Source organism: Haloarcula rubra, assembly GCF_019599465.1.
GTDB lineage: Archaea > Halobacteriota > Halobacteria > Halobacteriales > Haloarculaceae > Haloarcula > Haloarcula rubra.
In genome coordinates, this window is record NZ_RKLR01000003.1 from 29,900 (window position 1) to 44,629 (window position 14,730).

Below are 14,730 nucleotides of genomic sequence, written 5' to 3' on the forward strand. Positions count from 1 at the left end.
CCGGACCGGCGGGCGGCGAGGACAAAAACCTCCGTGCCGGTCAGAGCGCGTCGGCGTCCACGTCGGCGACGTACCGCCGGGCGACCGCGTAGGCGGCTACCGCCAGCAGCGTGCCCCCGGCGACGTGCCCGTAGGTCAGGAGCGTCGGGCTGTCGACGGCGAGTTTCGCCACCGTCGTCGCCGGGTGCTCCGGGAGCAGCACCGCGGCCCCGAAGACGACGAGCGTCAGGACGGAGTACAGCAACTGCGCCGGCCGACGGCGCCGCATCGCCACGCCGAGGACGACGCCGATAGTGACGACCAGCGCGGCGACAGCCGTGACGAACAGCAGGATAGCGGGGACGTTCGACACCGGGATGCCGTTGACCAACAGCAGGAGGACCCACAGGAGCGCCTGCGCGGGCGCGAGCAGGACCATCCCCAGCGCCTTCCCGTCGACGACGTCGAGGAGCGACACCGGGGCCACCCGAAGGAGTTCCAGCGTCCCGCGCTCTATCTCCTCCGTGATGGTGTCGACGACCACCGACCCGCTGATGAACGCGGGGAGGAACAGTAGCAACGGGACGAGGACGGTGTAGGTGAAGCCGAAGTACGGACTCGCGCTGGCTTCGGGCGGCAGCGGCACGGGGTCGGTGTCGAGCGAGTCGGCGCGCTCGAAGCGTTCCTGTCGCTCCAGCGCGTTCAGCACCCGCCGCACCTCCACGACGACGAGCGTCGAGCGCACGCTCCCCTCGGGGACGCGAGCGGTCACCGCTATCCGGTTTCCGTCACCGGACGCCGCCTCGACGTAGCGGGCGTTCAACACCGCGTCGACGCGGCGCTCCTGGAACGCGAGTATCGCGGCGTCGGGGTTCCGGTAGGCGACGGCGTCGGCCCCCTCCTGTTCGGCGGCCGCGTCGAGGAGCGCGTCCCGCGCGTCGCCCGTGACGGCCATCTCCACCTCGCCCGCCGAGACGGACCCGGGGTCGTACAGCGAGGTGAGGCCGACGACGAGGAACGAGGAGAACCCCGCCACGAACAACTGGATGAGCAGGGCCAGCACGATGGTCTTCTCCCGCGAGAGCGAGGCCACGTCGCGGCGCGCGACGACGACTCGGGGGTCGCGGTACCACGGCCGGTCCTCAGGCAAGGCTGACCACCACCGTGAGGTTGTACGCGATGTGGACGAGGACGGCCACGCCCACACCGGCGGCGTAGGCGCCGCGCCCCCGCTGGGCGCCGACCGAGGAGATGGCGGCGGTCACCGAGTGTAGCGCCAGCGGCGCGAACAGGAACAGGAGCGCGACGACCCACAGCGGAACCCCGGACGGCGGCGTCGCCCCCTGCAAGGCCGCGTTCCCGACCGGCAGACTCTCCAGATTGGAGAGGCGGGCGATGAGCAGGCCCTTCTCGGCGACGAAGAAGCCGAGTCCGGAGAGCACCCCGAGGCCGATAGCCGACCGGAGCGTGCGCTCGTAGCGAGCGTGGGCGTACCCGGCGTAGAGGTGGAGGCTCTTGGCCAGTTCCTCGACGACGGCGACGACGCCGAGGACGATGACGACGGCCAGCGTCTGGTTCGTCCCGAAGACGTTCAGCGATACCGAGTCCAGCACGAACAGGAACGCGACGGCGACCAGTTCCGCGACGACGACCAGCGGCAGGAGGATGGCGCTCATCTTCAGGGCGCTCTTCCGGGACTTGATGCGGCCCGCCAGCGCGTCCAGCACCTTCAGCGGGATGGCCCGCTGGGTGAACATGTCCTCCTCGCGGTAGAGGCCGGCACCGAGGCCGAACAACACCAGCGCCGTCACCAGCGGCGGGACCGTCGAGAACGCGAACTCCGAGAGCGAGACGGACTGGCCGGTGAGGTCCATCACGACCAGCGTCAGCGGCGAGATGAGCGCGATGGGGGTCACGTCGGTGAAGATGGCCGGGATGAACGCGTAGGAGGTCAGCGAGACGGTGATGGTGACGGTGACGAAGGTCAGTTCCTTGAACGACCGCGCGAACATCGCGCCGCAGAACGTCGCCGCGAGGAAGAGCATCGCGATGGGGACGATTGCGAGCACTGCAATCGCGCTCCCGGAGGGCGCGACGCCGCTGAACCGGAGCGCCGCCGTGATGGCCGCCGCGACGCCGACGGCCCCGAGGAAGTACGGGAGCGTCTTCCCGCCGACGATGTCACCCCGCGAGGCTGGCGTCACGAGCAGCAGTTCGCCGCGGCGGTTCAACCGTTCGGACAGCATCGAGGACCCGTAGGCCTGGATGACGAAGTTCATCGGGACGATGTAGAGGAACGCCAGCACCAGCGACTCGAACGGGAACGGGGGCGCGATGTCCGAGGGCGTGCCGCCCTGTACGTCGCCGGTCAGTCGCGCGCCGATGTTGCCGAGGTTCGCACCGCCACCGCCGCCGGCCGCGCCGTCACCACTGGCGCTCGAGCCTCCACCGCCGTCACCGGCGCCCGTCCCGCCGTCGCCGTCGGTCGTCGTGCCCTCACCGCTCCCGTCCGTGGCACCGCCGCCCCCACTGCTCCCGTCTGTCCCCCCGTCGTCGCCCGTCGCCTCCCCACGCGGGTCCAGCGGGTTCGGGCCGCCCTGCTCCTGATACACGACGGTCACCGACACCGGGAACGCGGCGGTCTGGTTGTCCTCGCGGGCCAGCGTCCGGTCGTTGTAGCTCTCGGTGCTGTCCCGGAGGGCCGACAGCGCGGCCGCTTGCTTGCCCGACTGCGGGGGCACCAGCAGCCTGTCACCGTCGAACGCCAGTTCCTGTTCCCCGCGGCGGACGGCCTTCGGGTTCGGGTCCTGTATCCTGAAGCTCCCGTCGGCCGCCGCGACGCCGTAGTACGGACTCGACTCCTCGACGCCGACGCGGTAGATGTCGGCGTTCAGGCCGGGACTCGCGCCCGCGACGGCGATAGCCGCGACGCCGCCCATCGCCACGACGGCGACGGCCGTGATGGCGAGCGTCCGTCTGTCGATACCGCCCGCGTTCTTGGTCACCTCCCACTTCGCGACCCGGCGGAGTTTGTCCCACTGCATCTACTCCGCGTCCTCCCCGACGTAGCGGGTCCCGCGGGTGCCTGCCTCGGCGACGTTGAGGAACACCTCTTCGAGGCTCGACTCCTCGGTCCGGATGTCGACCACCGTGCCGCCGGCGGATTCGGCGGCCGCCCGCGTCTCCTCGACGGCGTCCATGCTGCCGACGACCCGTACGAAGTGGCCGTTCTCCTTCGCGGCCTCCGGGACGTCGACGGTGGTGTAGACGTGATAGCGCGTCTCGCCGTACTCGTCCTGTAACTGTTCGAGGTCACCACGGGCGACGATTTGCCCTTCGTTCATGATGACGACGCGGTCGCAGATAGACTCGACGTGGAAGAGGTTGTGCGCCGAGAAGACGATGGTCTTGCCCTGCTCGGCGAGTTGCTCGGTGAACTCGATGACGTAGTTCGTCGTCAGCGGGTCCAGCCCCGACGCCGGTTCGTCGTAGACGAGTACGTCGGGGTCGTTGATGAGCGACCGGGCGATGGCGACCTTCCGCTTCATCCCCTTCGACATGTCGCCGAGTTTCCGGTCGCGGTGTTCCAGGTCCAGTTCGTCCAGCGTGTCGTGCATCCGCTGGTGGGCTACGTCGCTCGGGACGTCGTAGAGGTCCGCGAAGAACTCCAGATAGGAGACGGGCGTCATCTCCTCGTACAGCGGCGACTCCTCCGGGAGAAAGCCCAGTCGTTCCCGCATCTCGGTCGTCTGCGTGTCGAGGTCCGCAATCTCGGCTTCGCCGGCGGTCGGTTCCAGCAGGCCCGCGAGCATCTTCAGCGTCGTCGTCTTGCCGGCCCCGTTCGGGCCGATGATGCCGAAGACTTCCCCGCTCTCGACCGAGAAGGTGCTGCCCTCTACGGCGACGAAATCGCCGTACTCCTTGCGAAGGTCCCGGGCGTCTATCATCTGGCGCTTCGTAATGACCGGACCAACCTATACTTTGGCTCCGGCCTATTGGAACTGATAATGGTGGTCTCAGTCGGCGGTATCGACGTCGAACTGGCACAGACGCCCGACGGCCGCCGTCTCGTCGTCCGCCGAGCAGTCGACGCGCCGGTCGAGGCTGTCTGGGACGTCCTGACCGACACCGAACGGTGGCCCGAGTGGGGCCCGTCGATTAGCGCCGTCGACTGTGATACCCGCTACGTCGAGGCGGGGACGACCGGCCGCGTGAGAACCGTCGGCGGCCTCTGGGTGCGGTTTCGCGTGACGACGTGTGTGAACCACCGCTGGACGTGGTCGGTGGCGGGCGTCCCGGCGACCGGCCACTTCGTCGAGGCTCACCCCGCCGGAGCCGTCGTCGGCTTCGAGATACCCGTCCTCGCGACGGGCTACGCGCCGGTGTGTGCGCGTGCCTGCGGCCGAATCGCGGCCATCGCGACGGCCGACGCTCGCGAGGAGGAGTGAGCGAGACGGCGGCGTCCAGAATTACTGTTTGGCGACGCGAGCGTCGGATACGCGGTGGATGTCCTCGTCGATTCCCTTCCCGTCGCAGTCGTCGTTCGGACAGCGATAGTGCCAGCCGTCCTCCGTGGCCGCTCGCTCCGTGAACCGGTCGCCACACTCGTCACAGTACAACTGGCCCGCCGAGCAGGTGTCGAGGTGGAGTTCGAGCTCGAGTTCTGTCCCGAAGGTCCGCTTGCAGTTCCGGCAGGTGTGGGGCATACCCGAACGTTGATATTCGTGCCTTATAGCTACACCGGAACGTTCACGTCTCCGCGTCCGTGGTATTGATTCACACTATCTGTCCGCAGTACGGTGGTCATCTGTCCAGTCTCGGTACCACACCCCGTACAGTCGGTGGACACACGGTCAGACGATTCAGACGGCCCTACCTCGGCACGGGTCAGCGGACTGCCACGTCGAACCGGGCGCCGCCGCTCTCGCTCTCCCCCACGTCGACGGTCCACCCGTGTGCCGCCGCGGCCCGTGCGACGACGAACAGGCCGTACCCCTCTCCGGACCGGACGGTCCCGTATCCCTGTTCGAACACCTGCTCGCGGTCGTCTTCGGGGATTCCCGGACCGTCGTCGGCGACGTAGAACCCCTCGTCCGTCGCGCCGACGGTGACGGACACGTCGTCGCCGCCGTGGAGGACCGCGTTCTCGAAGAGGCGTTCGAGGACCACGTCCAGACGGTCGGGGTCGACGGTGAGTGTCCCGTCGGCGACGACGGTGAGCGTCGCGTCGAGGGCGTCGAGTCGACCCCAGACCTCGTTAGCGACGTCCCCGAGCGAGACCGTCTCCGTGGCGCCGACGGGTCCCGAGACGGTGGCGACCGTCGACAGTTCGTCGAGCATCGCCTCGACGCGAGCGATGGAGCGGTTCATCGCCTCGCTGTGGGTGGCCTCGACGTCCAACAGTTCGAGTCGCCCGGTGACGACGTTGAGCGGATTCTTCGCGTCGTGTGCGAGCGACCCGAGGACGGCGTCCCAGCGGGCGGCCTGCGTGGTCCCGTCGCGGCACGGTTGCCGGAGCAGGGCACGGAGGCGACCGGCCAGTTCGGCCCCGCTGTCGTCGCTCTGCCAGCGGACGTAGTCGCTCACGCCCGCCACCAGCGCCGCCTCGACGCGGTCGGCGTCGACGGCGGTCCCGACGGCGAGGACGGGGAGCGTGACGCCGGCCGCTCGAATCTCGTCGAGCACCGCCACGGCGTCCTGTTCCGGTGGCCGGTCCCCGACGACCACGGCGTCGAACTCGCCGCCGTTCAGGCGGTCCAGCAGGTCCGACTGGCCGACCGCCGCTGTTTCGAACCCGTCGGTATCTGCCAGCACACTGGCCAATCCGTCGAGAGCCTCAGAACCGTGCCCCGTCAGTGCGACGTGTCTTGGGTGTCCCCACTCACTCATTCACCCGACGTACGAAAAGCGAGAATAAGAAAGGGCGGGTTACAGCAGGTCTTCGATGTGGTCGGCGACTTCCTCGGGCGTGTCGCCCACCGGGACGCCGTTGTCTTCGAGCGCCGAAATCTTCGACTCGGCGGTGCCCGTACCGCTCCCGGAGACGATGGCGCCGGCGTGGCCCATGCGCTTGCCCGGCGGGGCCGTGCGGCCGGCGATGAACCCGGCGACGGGTGTGTCCATGTGTTCACCGATGTAGCGGGCGGCCTCCTCCTCGTCCTCGCCGCCGATTTCGCCACACATGGCGACGGCGTGCGTGTCGGGGTCCGCCTCGAACAGTTCCAGCGCGTCGATGAAGTCCGTCCCGATGATGGGGTCGCCGCCGATGCCGATAGCGGTGGACTGGCCCAGACCACGTTCGGTCAGGTTGTCGACGACCTGATAGGTGAGAGTTCCAGAACGAGAGACGAGGCCGACGTTCCCCGACGAGAAGATGTTGCCCGGCAGGATGCCGAGTTTGGCGACGCCGGGGGTGATGAGACCGGGGCAGTTCGGGCCGACGAGGTAGGTGTCGGTCTCTTGCAGTTTGCGGTAGACGCGGGCCATGTCCTGCGTCGGGACGCCCTCCGTGATGGCGACGACGAGGTCGATGCCCTTCGCGTCCATCGCCTCGAAACAGGCGTCCGCGGCGAACGCGGGCGGGACGAACACGACGGAGGCGTTGGCGTCCTCCTCGCGGGCGGCCTGCTGGACGGTGTCGTAGACCGGGACGCCGGCCACCTCTTGACCGCCGCGGCCGGGGACGGCGCCGGCGACCACGTTGGTCCCGTACTCCAGCATCTGCTCGGTGTGGAACTTGCCCTCACCGCCGGTGATACCCTGCACGACGACGCGCGTGTCTTCGTCGACTAGAACACTCATGCTTCCACCTCCTGTGCGAACTCGACGGCACGTTGGACAGCGTCCTCCAGCGTATACTCGACCGTGACGAGTTCTTCGTTCAGAATCTCCATCCCTTCTTCGGCGTTGGTCCCGGCCAGTCGGACGACGACGGGCTTGGGAATCTCGTCGAACTGTTCGAGGGCCTGATTGATACCCTGTGCCACCTCGTCGCCGCGCGTGATGCCGCCGAAGATGTTGAACACGACGGAGTCGACGTTGTCGTCGGAGAACACCATGTCGAGGGCGTTGGCGATGCGGTCCGCTTTCGCGCCGCCACCGACGTCGAGGAAGTTGGCGGGTTTCCCGCCGTAGTAGTCCACGAGGTCCAGCGTCGTCATCACGAGGCCCGCGCCGTTGCCGATGATGCCGACGTTGCCCGACAGGCGGACGTAGTCGAAGCCGTACTCGTCGGCCTTCTGTTCGAGTTCGTCGCCCTCCGCGGCCTCCTCGCCCATCTCGGCGAGTTCCGGCTGGCGGAACAGCGCGTCGCCGTCGATGTTCATCACGGCGTCGGCGGCGATTACCTCGTCGTCGCTCGTGATCATCAGCGGGTTGACCTCGACGTCTGCGCCGTCGCGGTCGTCCCATAGCTGGTAGAGCGTCGTCAGGACCGAGGCCACGTCGTTGGCCACGTCACGGTCGACGCCGGCCTCGTAGACGACCTTTCGGGCTTGGAAGGGGTGCATCCCGAAGGCGGGGTCGATGTGCTCGCGAGCGATGGCGTCTGGGTCTTCCTCGGCCACTTCCTCGATGTTGACGCCGCCTTTCGTCGACACCATGGCGACGGGCTTGCCCTCGCCGCGATCCATCGTCACGCCGACGTACAGTTCGTTGACGAAGTCGACGGCCTCCTCTACGAGCACCTTCGAGACGTGGTACCCCTTGAGGTCCATCCCGAGGATGGCGTCGGCGGCCTCGCGGGCCTCCTCCTTGGACTCGACGAGTTTGATGCCCCCGGCCTTCCCGCGTCCACCGACGTGGACCTGTGCCTTGATGGCGACGGGATAGCCGATGTCCTCGGCCGCGTCGACGGCCTCGTCAACTGTCTCGGCCAACTGCGAAGCGGGTGTCGGAACGCCCGCGTCGGCGAAGACTTGCTTCGCCTGGTATTCGTGCAATCGCATGTCATACTATGAGGCGCGCGGCGACGGTTTAAATCCGTCTTTCTCGGTCGCAGTGGCCGGAGAGTTCGACCCGACAGAAGTGGCGAACCGTCCGGAAATACGACCCGTCAGCGACCGAGTCCACACAATCGCCGTCGGTTATGTCGATTCGGTGGGCGTCGCCGCGTCGCCGTCGCGCAAACGCGTTCGGGCCCTGAGGACGCCCGCACCGAGGAGCAACAGCACTTGGTGGAGTGCCGTTCCGAGCGCGACGGCGCCGGCGACGCTCGCGATTACGAGCCACGCCGGTGCGCCCTCGAACAGCAACACCGCGAGGACGACGACGCCGGCCATCGCGCCGTTGCGGAGCGCACAGACCGTCTCCGTCCGAAGGAGGTCGACGGCGCTCGTCTCGGCCACGTCGTCGTCGTTCACGAGTCGGTCGTAACACATGCGGCCGACTGAGGACTGCGTTGACTTAAATCGACGTGTCGGAAAATATCACCTCGAACGTGTGTAGATTATTCAGAGGGAGCCGCTGTAACTACGATGCATTCGCGTACCGTGGTGGTACGGCGTCGTCCTCTCGACGGCGGTGTGGGTGGTCGGGTCGCTGTTCCTTGGCGGGGTTCCGGACTCGTCGCCGGTGGACCAGCAACTCGGGGCACCGGTCGTCCTCGCGATGCTCGTCGCGTGGCTGGCGATGTCGCTGTCGATAGCACTCGACCAGCGGGCCGCCGGAGACGACCTCGCGTGGGACCCGACGAGGGCGGGCCCGCGAGAAGCGGGGGCCGCCACCGAGTGACCGACAGAGACACGGTCGACGCCCCGTAATGGCCGTCCATGAGCGAGGCCTACGACGACGCAGTCTCGGCCGTGGTCGACGCGCTCCGAGTCGCCGACGACGCGGTGGCGCTGACCGGCGCCGGCGTCTCGACGGCCTCTGGTATCCCGTCGTTCCGCGGCGAGGACGGCCTCTGGGAGCGACGCGACCCGACGGACTTCCACCGGCGCCGTCTCGACGCCGACCCCGCGGGGTTCTGGCAGGACCGCCTCGAGTTACGCGAGGAGTTCTTCGGCGACGTGGACCCGACGCCCAACGCCGCGCATCTGGCGCTCGCCGAGCTAGAGTCGGCGGGCCACCTCGACGCCGTCGTGACCCAGAACGTCGACGGCCTCCACGACGAGGCGGGGTCCGAGCGCGTCGTCGAACTGCACGGGACGAACCGTCGGGTGCGCTGTGACGACTGTGGCGACCGCCTGCCGGTTGAGGCGGCGTTCGACCGTGCGGCCGACGGGGACCTGCCCCCGCGCTGTGACTGCGGCGGCGTCTACCGGCCCGACGTGGTGCTGTTCGGCGAGGCACTGCCCGACGCGGCGATGAGCGAGGCCCAGCGACTCGCCCGCGAGAGCGACGTGTTCCTCGCCGTCGGGTCGTCGCTGTCTGTCAGGCCAGCGTCGCTGCTGCCGAAGATAGCGGTCGACGCGGGCGCGACGCTCGTCGTCGTGAACTTCGAGGAGACGCCGCGGGATTCGGCGGCCGACCACGTGATACGGGCGGACGTGACCGACGTGTTGCCGGCGCTCGTCGACGCCCTCTAGAGTTCGACGCCGCCGGGGATGAGACTCCGCTGTCGGAGGAGACTGCCGTCGTGGTCGTAGACGAGGAGCGTCCGCTTCTCGTAGACGAGTGACTTCCCGCCGCTGTCGGTCAGTCGAACCTCGAACTCGCCGTCGTCGTCGTGGCGCTCTGCGGCGCTGACGAGCGCCTGCATCGCCTCGGTGTCTGCGACCACTTCGAGGATGAACTCGCCAGTCAGGCGGTTCGTCAGCGAGAGGACGCCGCTGTCCGCGCCGGCCTGTCGACGGAACGTGACGTCTATCTCGTCCGCGTCGAGTGTCCCGTCCGTGGTCGTCGTGAGGCGCTCGCGCAGTGTCCCCGACGGGCCGTCGTAGTCGATACTGATGGTGGGAGTGCCGTCGTCGTCGGGTTCGCTGTCGATATCGACGGTGAAGTTGTCGCGCCTCATTCGGGTGGTTAGAGGTTGGGGACCGCCCGCCATGAACGTAACGGCGGTGGCACCACCGCAAGGGTCTTGCCGTCGCCCTTTCGGTAGCTTTTACCCACTCCCCGAAGCCCGTCCAGTCAGGATGGCGTGGGTCAAGTCTGAGTACGCCGGAGAACTGGCCGTGCTGTCGACGTGGCTGGTCGCGCTCGCGCCGTGGTCCGCCTCGATATTCGAGGTGTCGGGCCTCACGGTCGTCGCGCTCCGCTTCCTCCCGTTCCGGTTCCAGTTCATCTTCGGTGCGACGCTGGACGACGAACGCCCGTTCCTCTGGGCGTGGGAGGTGGCGGGCTTCCAGTCGTCGCCGGAACTCACGCTGGCCGGCTACCTCGGCTTCGCCGCTTTCGTCGTGTTCTCGGTCCCGTTCGCGTTGAGCCTGTTCTACTACTTCGAAGAGGACCGCCTCGCGGCGGCGCTCCCGACGGACCCCGTCCGCCTGTTCGGCGGTCTACTGGGGACCGTCGCACTCCTGACCGTCGGGGCGACGGCGCTGTTCCTCCGGTACTTCCCGGGGCTGACGCTCCCGGTCGGCGCCCTCGTCGCGGCCGTCCTCGCGTCCCTCCTGCTCACGGTCGACCGGACGTAACGAGCGGCGAGCCGGCGAGCGAATTTAAGTAGATGGCCACACTATGGCACGTAAATCGCGACCGCGGACGGCTCTCACTACAGATGTCTAATCCCGAGACACCCGACCCCGGCGACGTCGTCAAGGACCCTCTGGGTCACGTCCAGTCGTGGCTCTCTCGAACCGCGACGATTCTCTCCGGCTCTGCCGTCCCGGAGTCGAACTACGACCCCGGCCGCCACGGTTCGCTCGTCAGCTACGACGGCCTCGACGGGTTCGAGGAGATAGAACGCTACTGGCTCAACGCACCGTTCGCGTTCGTCTCCATCAACCGGGACCCGGAGAACGACGAGTACCGCTACCACGTCGTCGAGCCCTCGTTGACCGACGTCGAGCGAGAACTGCTAGACCGGTTGTTCGAGGACATCAGGGGCCCGCTCATCTACCGGAGCGACGTCGACGACGACCCGGAACGGGCCCTCCGCGAGGCGTTGCGTAACCGCCTCGAAGAGTACGGCGTCGTCGTCGAATCCGAGACGTTCTACCGCCTGTTCTACTACCTCTACCGCTCGTTTCAGGGGTACGGCCTCATCGACCCGCTGATGCACGACCCCAACATCGAGGACATATCGTGTGACGGGCCGAACCTACCCATCTTCGTCTACCACGACGGCTACACCGACGTCGAGACGAACGTCGTCTTCGACGAGGGTGAACTGGACGACTTCGTCATCCAACTGGCACAGCGCTCGGGCCAGCACGTCTCCGTCTCCGACCCCGTCGTCTCGACGACGCTGCCCGACGGGTCGCGCATCGAACTCGCTCTCGGTCAGGAGGTGACCCCGCGCGGGTCCGCGTTCACCATCCGGAAGTACGCCGACGAACCGTTCACGCCCATCGACTTACTGGAGTACGGCACGTTCTCGCTGGAGATGCTGGCGTACCTCTGGCTGGCCATCGAGTCCAACAAGTCGCTCATCTTCGCCGGGGGGACGGCGGCCGGCAAGACCACGTCGATGAACGCGCTGGCGATGTTCATCCCGCCCCGCTCGAAGGTGCTGACCATCGAGGACACCCGAGAACTGTCGCTGTACCACGACAACTGGCTCTCGTCGGTGACCCGGGAGCGCCTCGACGACTCCGACATCACGATGTACGACCTCCTGCGCTCCGCACTCCGGCATCGCCCGGAGTACATCATCGTCGGCGAGGTGCGCGGGGAGGAGGCCATCACGCTGTTCCAGGCGATGAACACCGGCCACACGACGTTCTCGACGATGCACGCCGACTCCGTCCAGACCGTCATCAACAGGCTGGAGAACGAACCCATCAACGTCCCGCGGCCGATGGTCCAGAGCCTCGACATCCTCTGTGTGCAGGTGCTGGCCCGGTCCGGCGACGAACGGGTCCGCCGCGCGAAGACCCTCGCCGAGATAGAGGGTATCGACCAGCGGACCGGCGAACTGGACTACTCGACGAGTTACTCGTGGCAGGCCACCGAGGACCGCTTCGCCGAGCGCAACAGCGAACTCGTCGACGAGATTCGACAGGAGCGGGGGTGGAGCCAGTCCGAACTGCTCCGGGAGATGAACCACCGGAAGCGCTTCCTCCGGTACCTCCACGACGAGGGCGTCTCCGACTACCGCCGGTTCACGGCGATGGTCAACAAGTACTACGCAGACAAGGACGCGGTGCTGGCCCGAATCGGGGCCGACGTGACGGTCTGACATGGCGCTGAGCCCGCTGGGACTGGCACCACTCGCCGTCGTCGCCGCCATCCTCGGCGTCGTCGCGTTCGCGTCGGTACACGAGGGGTTCGACCGTCGGCTGACGCGCCTCTCCCGCCGACTGTTCGGCCGCTACGTGCGAGTGTCGCCCGAGCGGGAACGCCAGCTAGAGGCGGCGTATATCGGGCAGACCTACCGGGGGTACGCCGCTCGCACGTACCTCTACACCGGTCTGGCCGCCGTCGGTGGGGCCATCGCCGGGGCCTACACCGTCGGCGGGTTCCTGCTCGCCGTCCCGGCCATCGTCGACCTGCTGATGGGCCTGCCACCGACGATGGTGGCCGCGCTGGGCATCCGCGGGTTCGAACTCGTCCTCACCTCCACGGAGACGTTGCTCGTGCTCGTCGGGAGCGGCGTCGCCGGCGGCGTCCTGATTGCTGCGCTGACCTACGCTCTCCGGTGGGAGCTCCCGAAGAACACCGCCGAGGTCCGGCGGCGGAACATCGACGAGGGGATGACCCGAACCATCGCGTTCATGTACGCCCTCTCCCGCGGTGGCATCGCGTTCCCGGACGTGATTGCGTTGTTGGCTCGGAACGACGAGATATACGGCGACACGGCACGGGAGATGGCCGTCGCCTACCGGGAGATGAACGTCTTCGGTCGGGACATGATTTCGGCCATCGAGCGGATGTCCTCGCGGACGCCCAGCGACCGGTTCGAGACGTTCGCGGAGAACCTCTCCAGCGTCCTCCAGAGCGGCCAGTCGCTCTCGACGTTCCTCCGCAACCAGTACGAGCGCCACCACGAGGAGGCCGCCGAACGGCAGGCCGACCTCCTGGAGTCGCTCGCCACTATCGCCGAAGCCTACGTCACCATCTTCGTCGCGGGCGTGCTGTTTCTCATCACGATACTGCTCGTCTTCGGCCTGACGACCACCGACACGCTCGGGTTCCTCCAGATGCTCGCGTATCTCGCCATCCCGCTCGCGAACCTCGGGTTCATGGTGTACCTGAGCCAGACCCTCGACGCCCTCGGTATCGGCGACGACGGGACCACGAGCGTCCTCGACCGGGTGGAGACGGCGACGCTCGGCCGCCCGTCGACCGCGCGAGGTCGGACGGGGCTGACCGACGGCGGCGTCGTCCCCGGGATGGACGCCAACTGGGCCCGCCTCCGGTTCTACGACCGGGTCCAGTCGGTGCGACGGACGCTCCGCTCCCCGGTTCAGACCCTCCTCTGGAACCCGACCAACGTGCTCTACTTCGCCGTGCCCGTCGCGCTCGTTCTGTTCGCCGTCCGTGCCCCCGCGGCCCTCCAGACCAGCGTCGTCAACGTCAGGTTGCTGGACGACCTCGTGGTGCAATCGGTACTGCTCGTCCTCGGCTCGTTCGCCGTCGTTCGGACGCTGTACTCCCAGCGGATTCGGCGCATCGAGGACGCGACGCCCGAACTCCTCGAACGGCTCGCCAGCCTCAACGAGGCCGGGATGACGTTCGTCGAGAGCGTCCGCAGAGTCCGGGGCAGTGACGTCGGCGTCCTCTCCCCGGAGGTCGACCGAATCTGGGCGGACGTACAGATGGGGGCGAACGTCGACGACGCACTCGTCCGGTTCGGCCGCCGCATCCGGACGGTGTCTGTCACCCGCGTCGTGACGCTGTTGACGAACGCGATGCGCGCGTCGGGTCAGCTCGGGCCCGTCCTGCGTATCGCGGCGACGCAGGCCAGAGCGGACCGGCGGCTTCGCAAGCGCCGACGCCAGCAGATGCTCACCTATCTGGTCGTCATCTACGTCTCCTTCTTCGTCTTCCTCGTCATCATCGTCGCGGTGCAGGAGGTGCTGGTCCCGGCGCTCCCGTCGTCGGTGCCGACGCCGCCCTCCGGCAACCGACTGGGCGTGGGGACCGACCAGTTCGCCCGCCTCGGGAGCATCGACAAGGCCGCCTACACGCTCGTGTTCTTCCACACGGCACTGATTCAGGCCGTCCTGACGGGGTTCATCGGCGGGCAGTTGGGCGAGGGGACGCTCAAGGACGGCGCGAAACACGCCGCGGCCCTGCTGGGTATCGCCTACCTCGCCTTCGTCCTGCTCTCCTCGCCCGTCGCGTCGCTGACGGTGGACCAGCCGACGGTACAGGACGGCGAACTGACGGTCGACTCCGCCTCGCTCTCCTCCGGCGGGTTCGTCGTCGTCCACGCCTACGACGCCGACGGCGAGGTCGTCGGCGTCTCCCCGTACCTCGAACCCGGGACGCACCGTGACGTGGCGATACAGCTAGAGAACGCACCGTCCAGTGGCCGCTCCGTCGTCCTCGTCGTCCACCAGGACACGAACGGCAACGGATTGTTCGACTACGACTTCGGTGTCTCCGGCGGACCCGACGCTCCCTATCCGGCCCCCGGACAACAAGACGCCGTCGCCATCGAAGTCGAACTCCGGTGACGCTGGGTTTACGGTCGCCTGTCGG

At 67.8% G+C, this 14,730-nt stretch carries 15 protein-coding genes; 6 read left to right on the forward strand and 9 right to left on the reverse strand.

What is annotated here, in order from left to right; translation table 11 throughout:
• Positions 1 to 40 precede the first annotated feature (40 nt).
• Genes EGH21_RS08500 through EGH21_RS08510 form a run of 3 tightly spaced genes read right to left on the reverse strand, consistent with a single transcriptional unit; the run spans position 41 to position 3,926 of the window.
• On the reverse strand, positions 41 to 1,129 hold the full coding sequence (locus tag EGH21_RS08500) for an ABC transporter permease (RefSeq protein WP_220618047.1): 1,089 nt from the start codon (positions 1,127 to 1,129) through the stop codon (positions 41 to 43).
• On the reverse strand, positions 1,122 to 3,023 hold the full coding sequence (locus EGH21_RS08505) for an ABC transporter permease (RefSeq protein ID WP_220618048.1): 1,902 nt from the start codon (positions 3,021 to 3,023) through the stop codon (positions 1,122 to 1,124). Before EGH21_RS08505 ends, EGH21_RS08500 begins: the two co-directional genes overlap by 8 nt.
• The gene (locus EGH21_RS08510; protein ID WP_220618049.1) at positions 3,024 to 3,926 is read right to left on the reverse strand and encodes an ABC transporter ATP-binding protein; all 903 of its coding nucleotides are present in this window, start codon (positions 3,924 to 3,926) and stop codon (positions 3,024 to 3,026) included. It abuts the gene before it with no gap.
• 60 nt (positions 3,927 to 3,986) lie between these two features.
• Between EGH21_RS08510 and EGH21_RS08515 the strand changes: the two genes are divergently transcribed.
• Positions 3,987 to 4,427 (forward strand): SRPBCC family protein, encoded by a 441-nt coding sequence (locus EGH21_RS08515; RefSeq protein ID WP_220618050.1) that lies wholly within the window; start codon positions 3,987 to 3,989, stop codon positions 4,425 to 4,427.
• Between the two features lie 21 nt (positions 4,428 to 4,448).
• Here the strand turns inward: EGH21_RS08515 and EGH21_RS08520 are convergent, their stop codons facing one another.
• The 5 genes from EGH21_RS08520 to EGH21_RS08540 all read right to left on the reverse strand — a co-directional run bounded on the left by EGH21_RS08520 (position 4,449) and on the right by EGH21_RS08540 (position 8,357).
• Positions 4,449 to 4,685 (reverse strand): HVO_2901 family zinc finger protein, encoded by a 237-nt coding sequence (locus EGH21_RS08520; protein ID WP_220618051.1) that lies wholly within the window; start codon positions 4,683 to 4,685, stop codon positions 4,449 to 4,451.
• A gap of 181 nt (positions 4,686 to 4,866) precedes the next feature.
• Positions 4,867 to 5,793, reverse strand: coding sequence for a sensor histidine kinase (locus tag EGH21_RS08525; RefSeq protein ID WP_328765599.1), 927 nt, complete (start codon positions 5,791 to 5,793; stop codon positions 4,867 to 4,869).
• A gap of 114 nt (positions 5,794 to 5,907) precedes the next feature.
• A complete protein-coding gene (gene sucD, locus EGH21_RS08530; RefSeq protein WP_220618053.1) occupies positions 5,908 to 6,780 on the reverse strand; it encodes a succinate--CoA ligase subunit alpha in 873 nt (290 codons plus the stop codon).
• Positions 6,777 to 7,925: an ADP-forming succinate--CoA ligase subunit beta gene (gene sucC, locus EGH21_RS08535; RefSeq protein ID WP_220618054.1), complete on the reverse strand. Its 1,149-nt coding sequence runs from the start codon at positions 7,923 to 7,925 to the stop codon at positions 6,777 to 6,779. Before sucC ends, sucD begins: the two co-directional genes overlap by 4 nt.
• Before the next feature lie 138 nt (positions 7,926 to 8,063).
• Complete coding sequence (locus EGH21_RS08540) at positions 8,064 to 8,357, reverse strand: hypothetical protein (RefSeq protein WP_220618055.1); 294 nt, start codon at positions 8,355 to 8,357, stop codon at positions 8,064 to 8,066.
• Positions 8,358 to 8,505: 148 nt separating this feature from the next.
• On the opposite strand from EGH21_RS08540, the gene EGH21_RS08545 reads away from it, so the two are divergent.
• Both EGH21_RS08545 and EGH21_RS08550 read left to right on the forward strand, forming a co-directional pair.
• Positions 8,506 to 8,709: a hypothetical protein gene (locus EGH21_RS08545; RefSeq protein WP_220618056.1), complete on the forward strand. Its 204-nt coding sequence runs from the start codon at positions 8,506 to 8,508 to the stop codon at positions 8,707 to 8,709.
• A gap of 38 nt (positions 8,710 to 8,747) precedes the next feature.
• Positions 8,748 to 9,506, forward strand: coding sequence for an NAD-dependent deacylase (locus EGH21_RS08550; RefSeq protein WP_220618057.1), 759 nt, complete (start codon positions 8,748 to 8,750; stop codon positions 9,504 to 9,506).
• Here the strand turns inward: EGH21_RS08550 and EGH21_RS08555 are convergent.
• Entirely contained in the window at positions 9,503 to 9,934 is a 432-nt protein-coding gene (locus EGH21_RS08555) for a DUF5793 family protein (RefSeq protein WP_220618058.1), read from the reverse strand. The genes EGH21_RS08550 and EGH21_RS08555 overlap by 4 nt on opposite strands.
• A gap of 121 nt (positions 9,935 to 10,055) precedes the next feature.
• Between EGH21_RS08555 and EGH21_RS08560 the strand changes: the two genes are divergently transcribed.
• The 3 genes from EGH21_RS08560 (at position 10,056) to EGH21_RS08570 (ending at position 14,705) form a co-directional block, all read left to right on the forward strand.
• Complete coding sequence (locus EGH21_RS08560) at positions 10,056 to 10,556, forward strand: TIGR04206 family protein (RefSeq protein WP_220618059.1); 501 nt, start codon at positions 10,056 to 10,058, stop codon at positions 10,554 to 10,556.
• A gap of 83 nt (positions 10,557 to 10,639) precedes the next feature.
• Positions 10,640 to 12,262, forward strand: a complete 1,623-nt coding sequence (locus EGH21_RS08565) for a type II/IV secretion system ATPase subunit (protein WP_220618060.1) — start codon at positions 10,640 to 10,642, stop codon at positions 12,260 to 12,262.
• 1 nt (position 12,263) lies between these two features.
• Positions 12,264 to 14,705 (forward strand): type II secretion system F family protein, encoded by a 2,442-nt coding sequence (locus EGH21_RS08570; protein WP_220618061.1) that lies wholly within the window; start codon positions 12,264 to 12,266, stop codon positions 14,703 to 14,705.
• The last annotated feature ends 25 nt before the right edge of the window (positions 14,706 to 14,730 follow it).

Excerpts from the sequence above, each read along its gene's own strand:
- EGH21_RS08505 (WP_220618048.1), bottom strand. The coding sequence starts at position 3,023 with ATGCAGTGGGACAAACTCCGCCGGGTCGCGAAGTGGGAGGTGACCAAG.
- EGH21_RS08510 (WP_220618049.1), bottom strand. The coding sequence starts at position 3,926 with ATGATAGACGCCCGGGACCTTCGCAAGGAGTACGGCGATTTCGTCGCC.
- EGH21_RS08515 (WP_220618050.1), top strand. The coding sequence starts at position 3,987 with ATGGTGGTCTCAGTCGGCGGTATCGACGTCGAACTGGCACAGACGCCC.
- EGH21_RS08520 (WP_220618051.1), bottom strand. The coding sequence starts at position 4,685 with ATGCCCCACACCTGCCGGAACTGCAAGCGGACCTTCGGGACAGAACTC.
- sucD (WP_220618053.1), bottom strand. The coding sequence starts at position 6,780 with ATGAGTGTTCTAGTCGACGAAGACACGCGCGTCGTCGTGCAGGGTATC.
- sucC (WP_220618054.1), bottom strand. The coding sequence starts at position 7,925 with ATGCGATTGCACGAATACCAGGCGAAGCAAGTCTTCGCCGACGCGGGC.
- EGH21_RS08540 (WP_220618055.1), bottom strand. The coding sequence starts at position 8,357 with ATGTGTTACGACCGACTCGTGAACGACGACGACGTGGCCGAGACGAGC.
- EGH21_RS08550 (WP_220618057.1), top strand. The coding sequence starts at position 8,748 with ATGAGCGAGGCCTACGACGACGCAGTCTCGGCCGTGGTCGACGCGCTC.
- EGH21_RS08555 (WP_220618058.1), bottom strand. The coding sequence starts at position 9,934 with ATGAGGCGCGACAACTTCACCGTCGATATCGACAGCGAACCCGACGAC.
- EGH21_RS08560 (WP_220618059.1), top strand. The coding sequence starts at position 10,056 with ATGGCGTGGGTCAAGTCTGAGTACGCCGGAGAACTGGCCGTGCTGTCG.
- EGH21_RS08565 (WP_220618060.1), top strand. The coding sequence starts at position 10,640 with ATGTCTAATCCCGAGACACCCGACCCCGGCGACGTCGTCAAGGACCCT.
- EGH21_RS08570 (WP_220618061.1), top strand. The coding sequence starts at position 12,264 with ATGGCGCTGAGCCCGCTGGGACTGGCACCACTCGCCGTCGTCGCCGCC.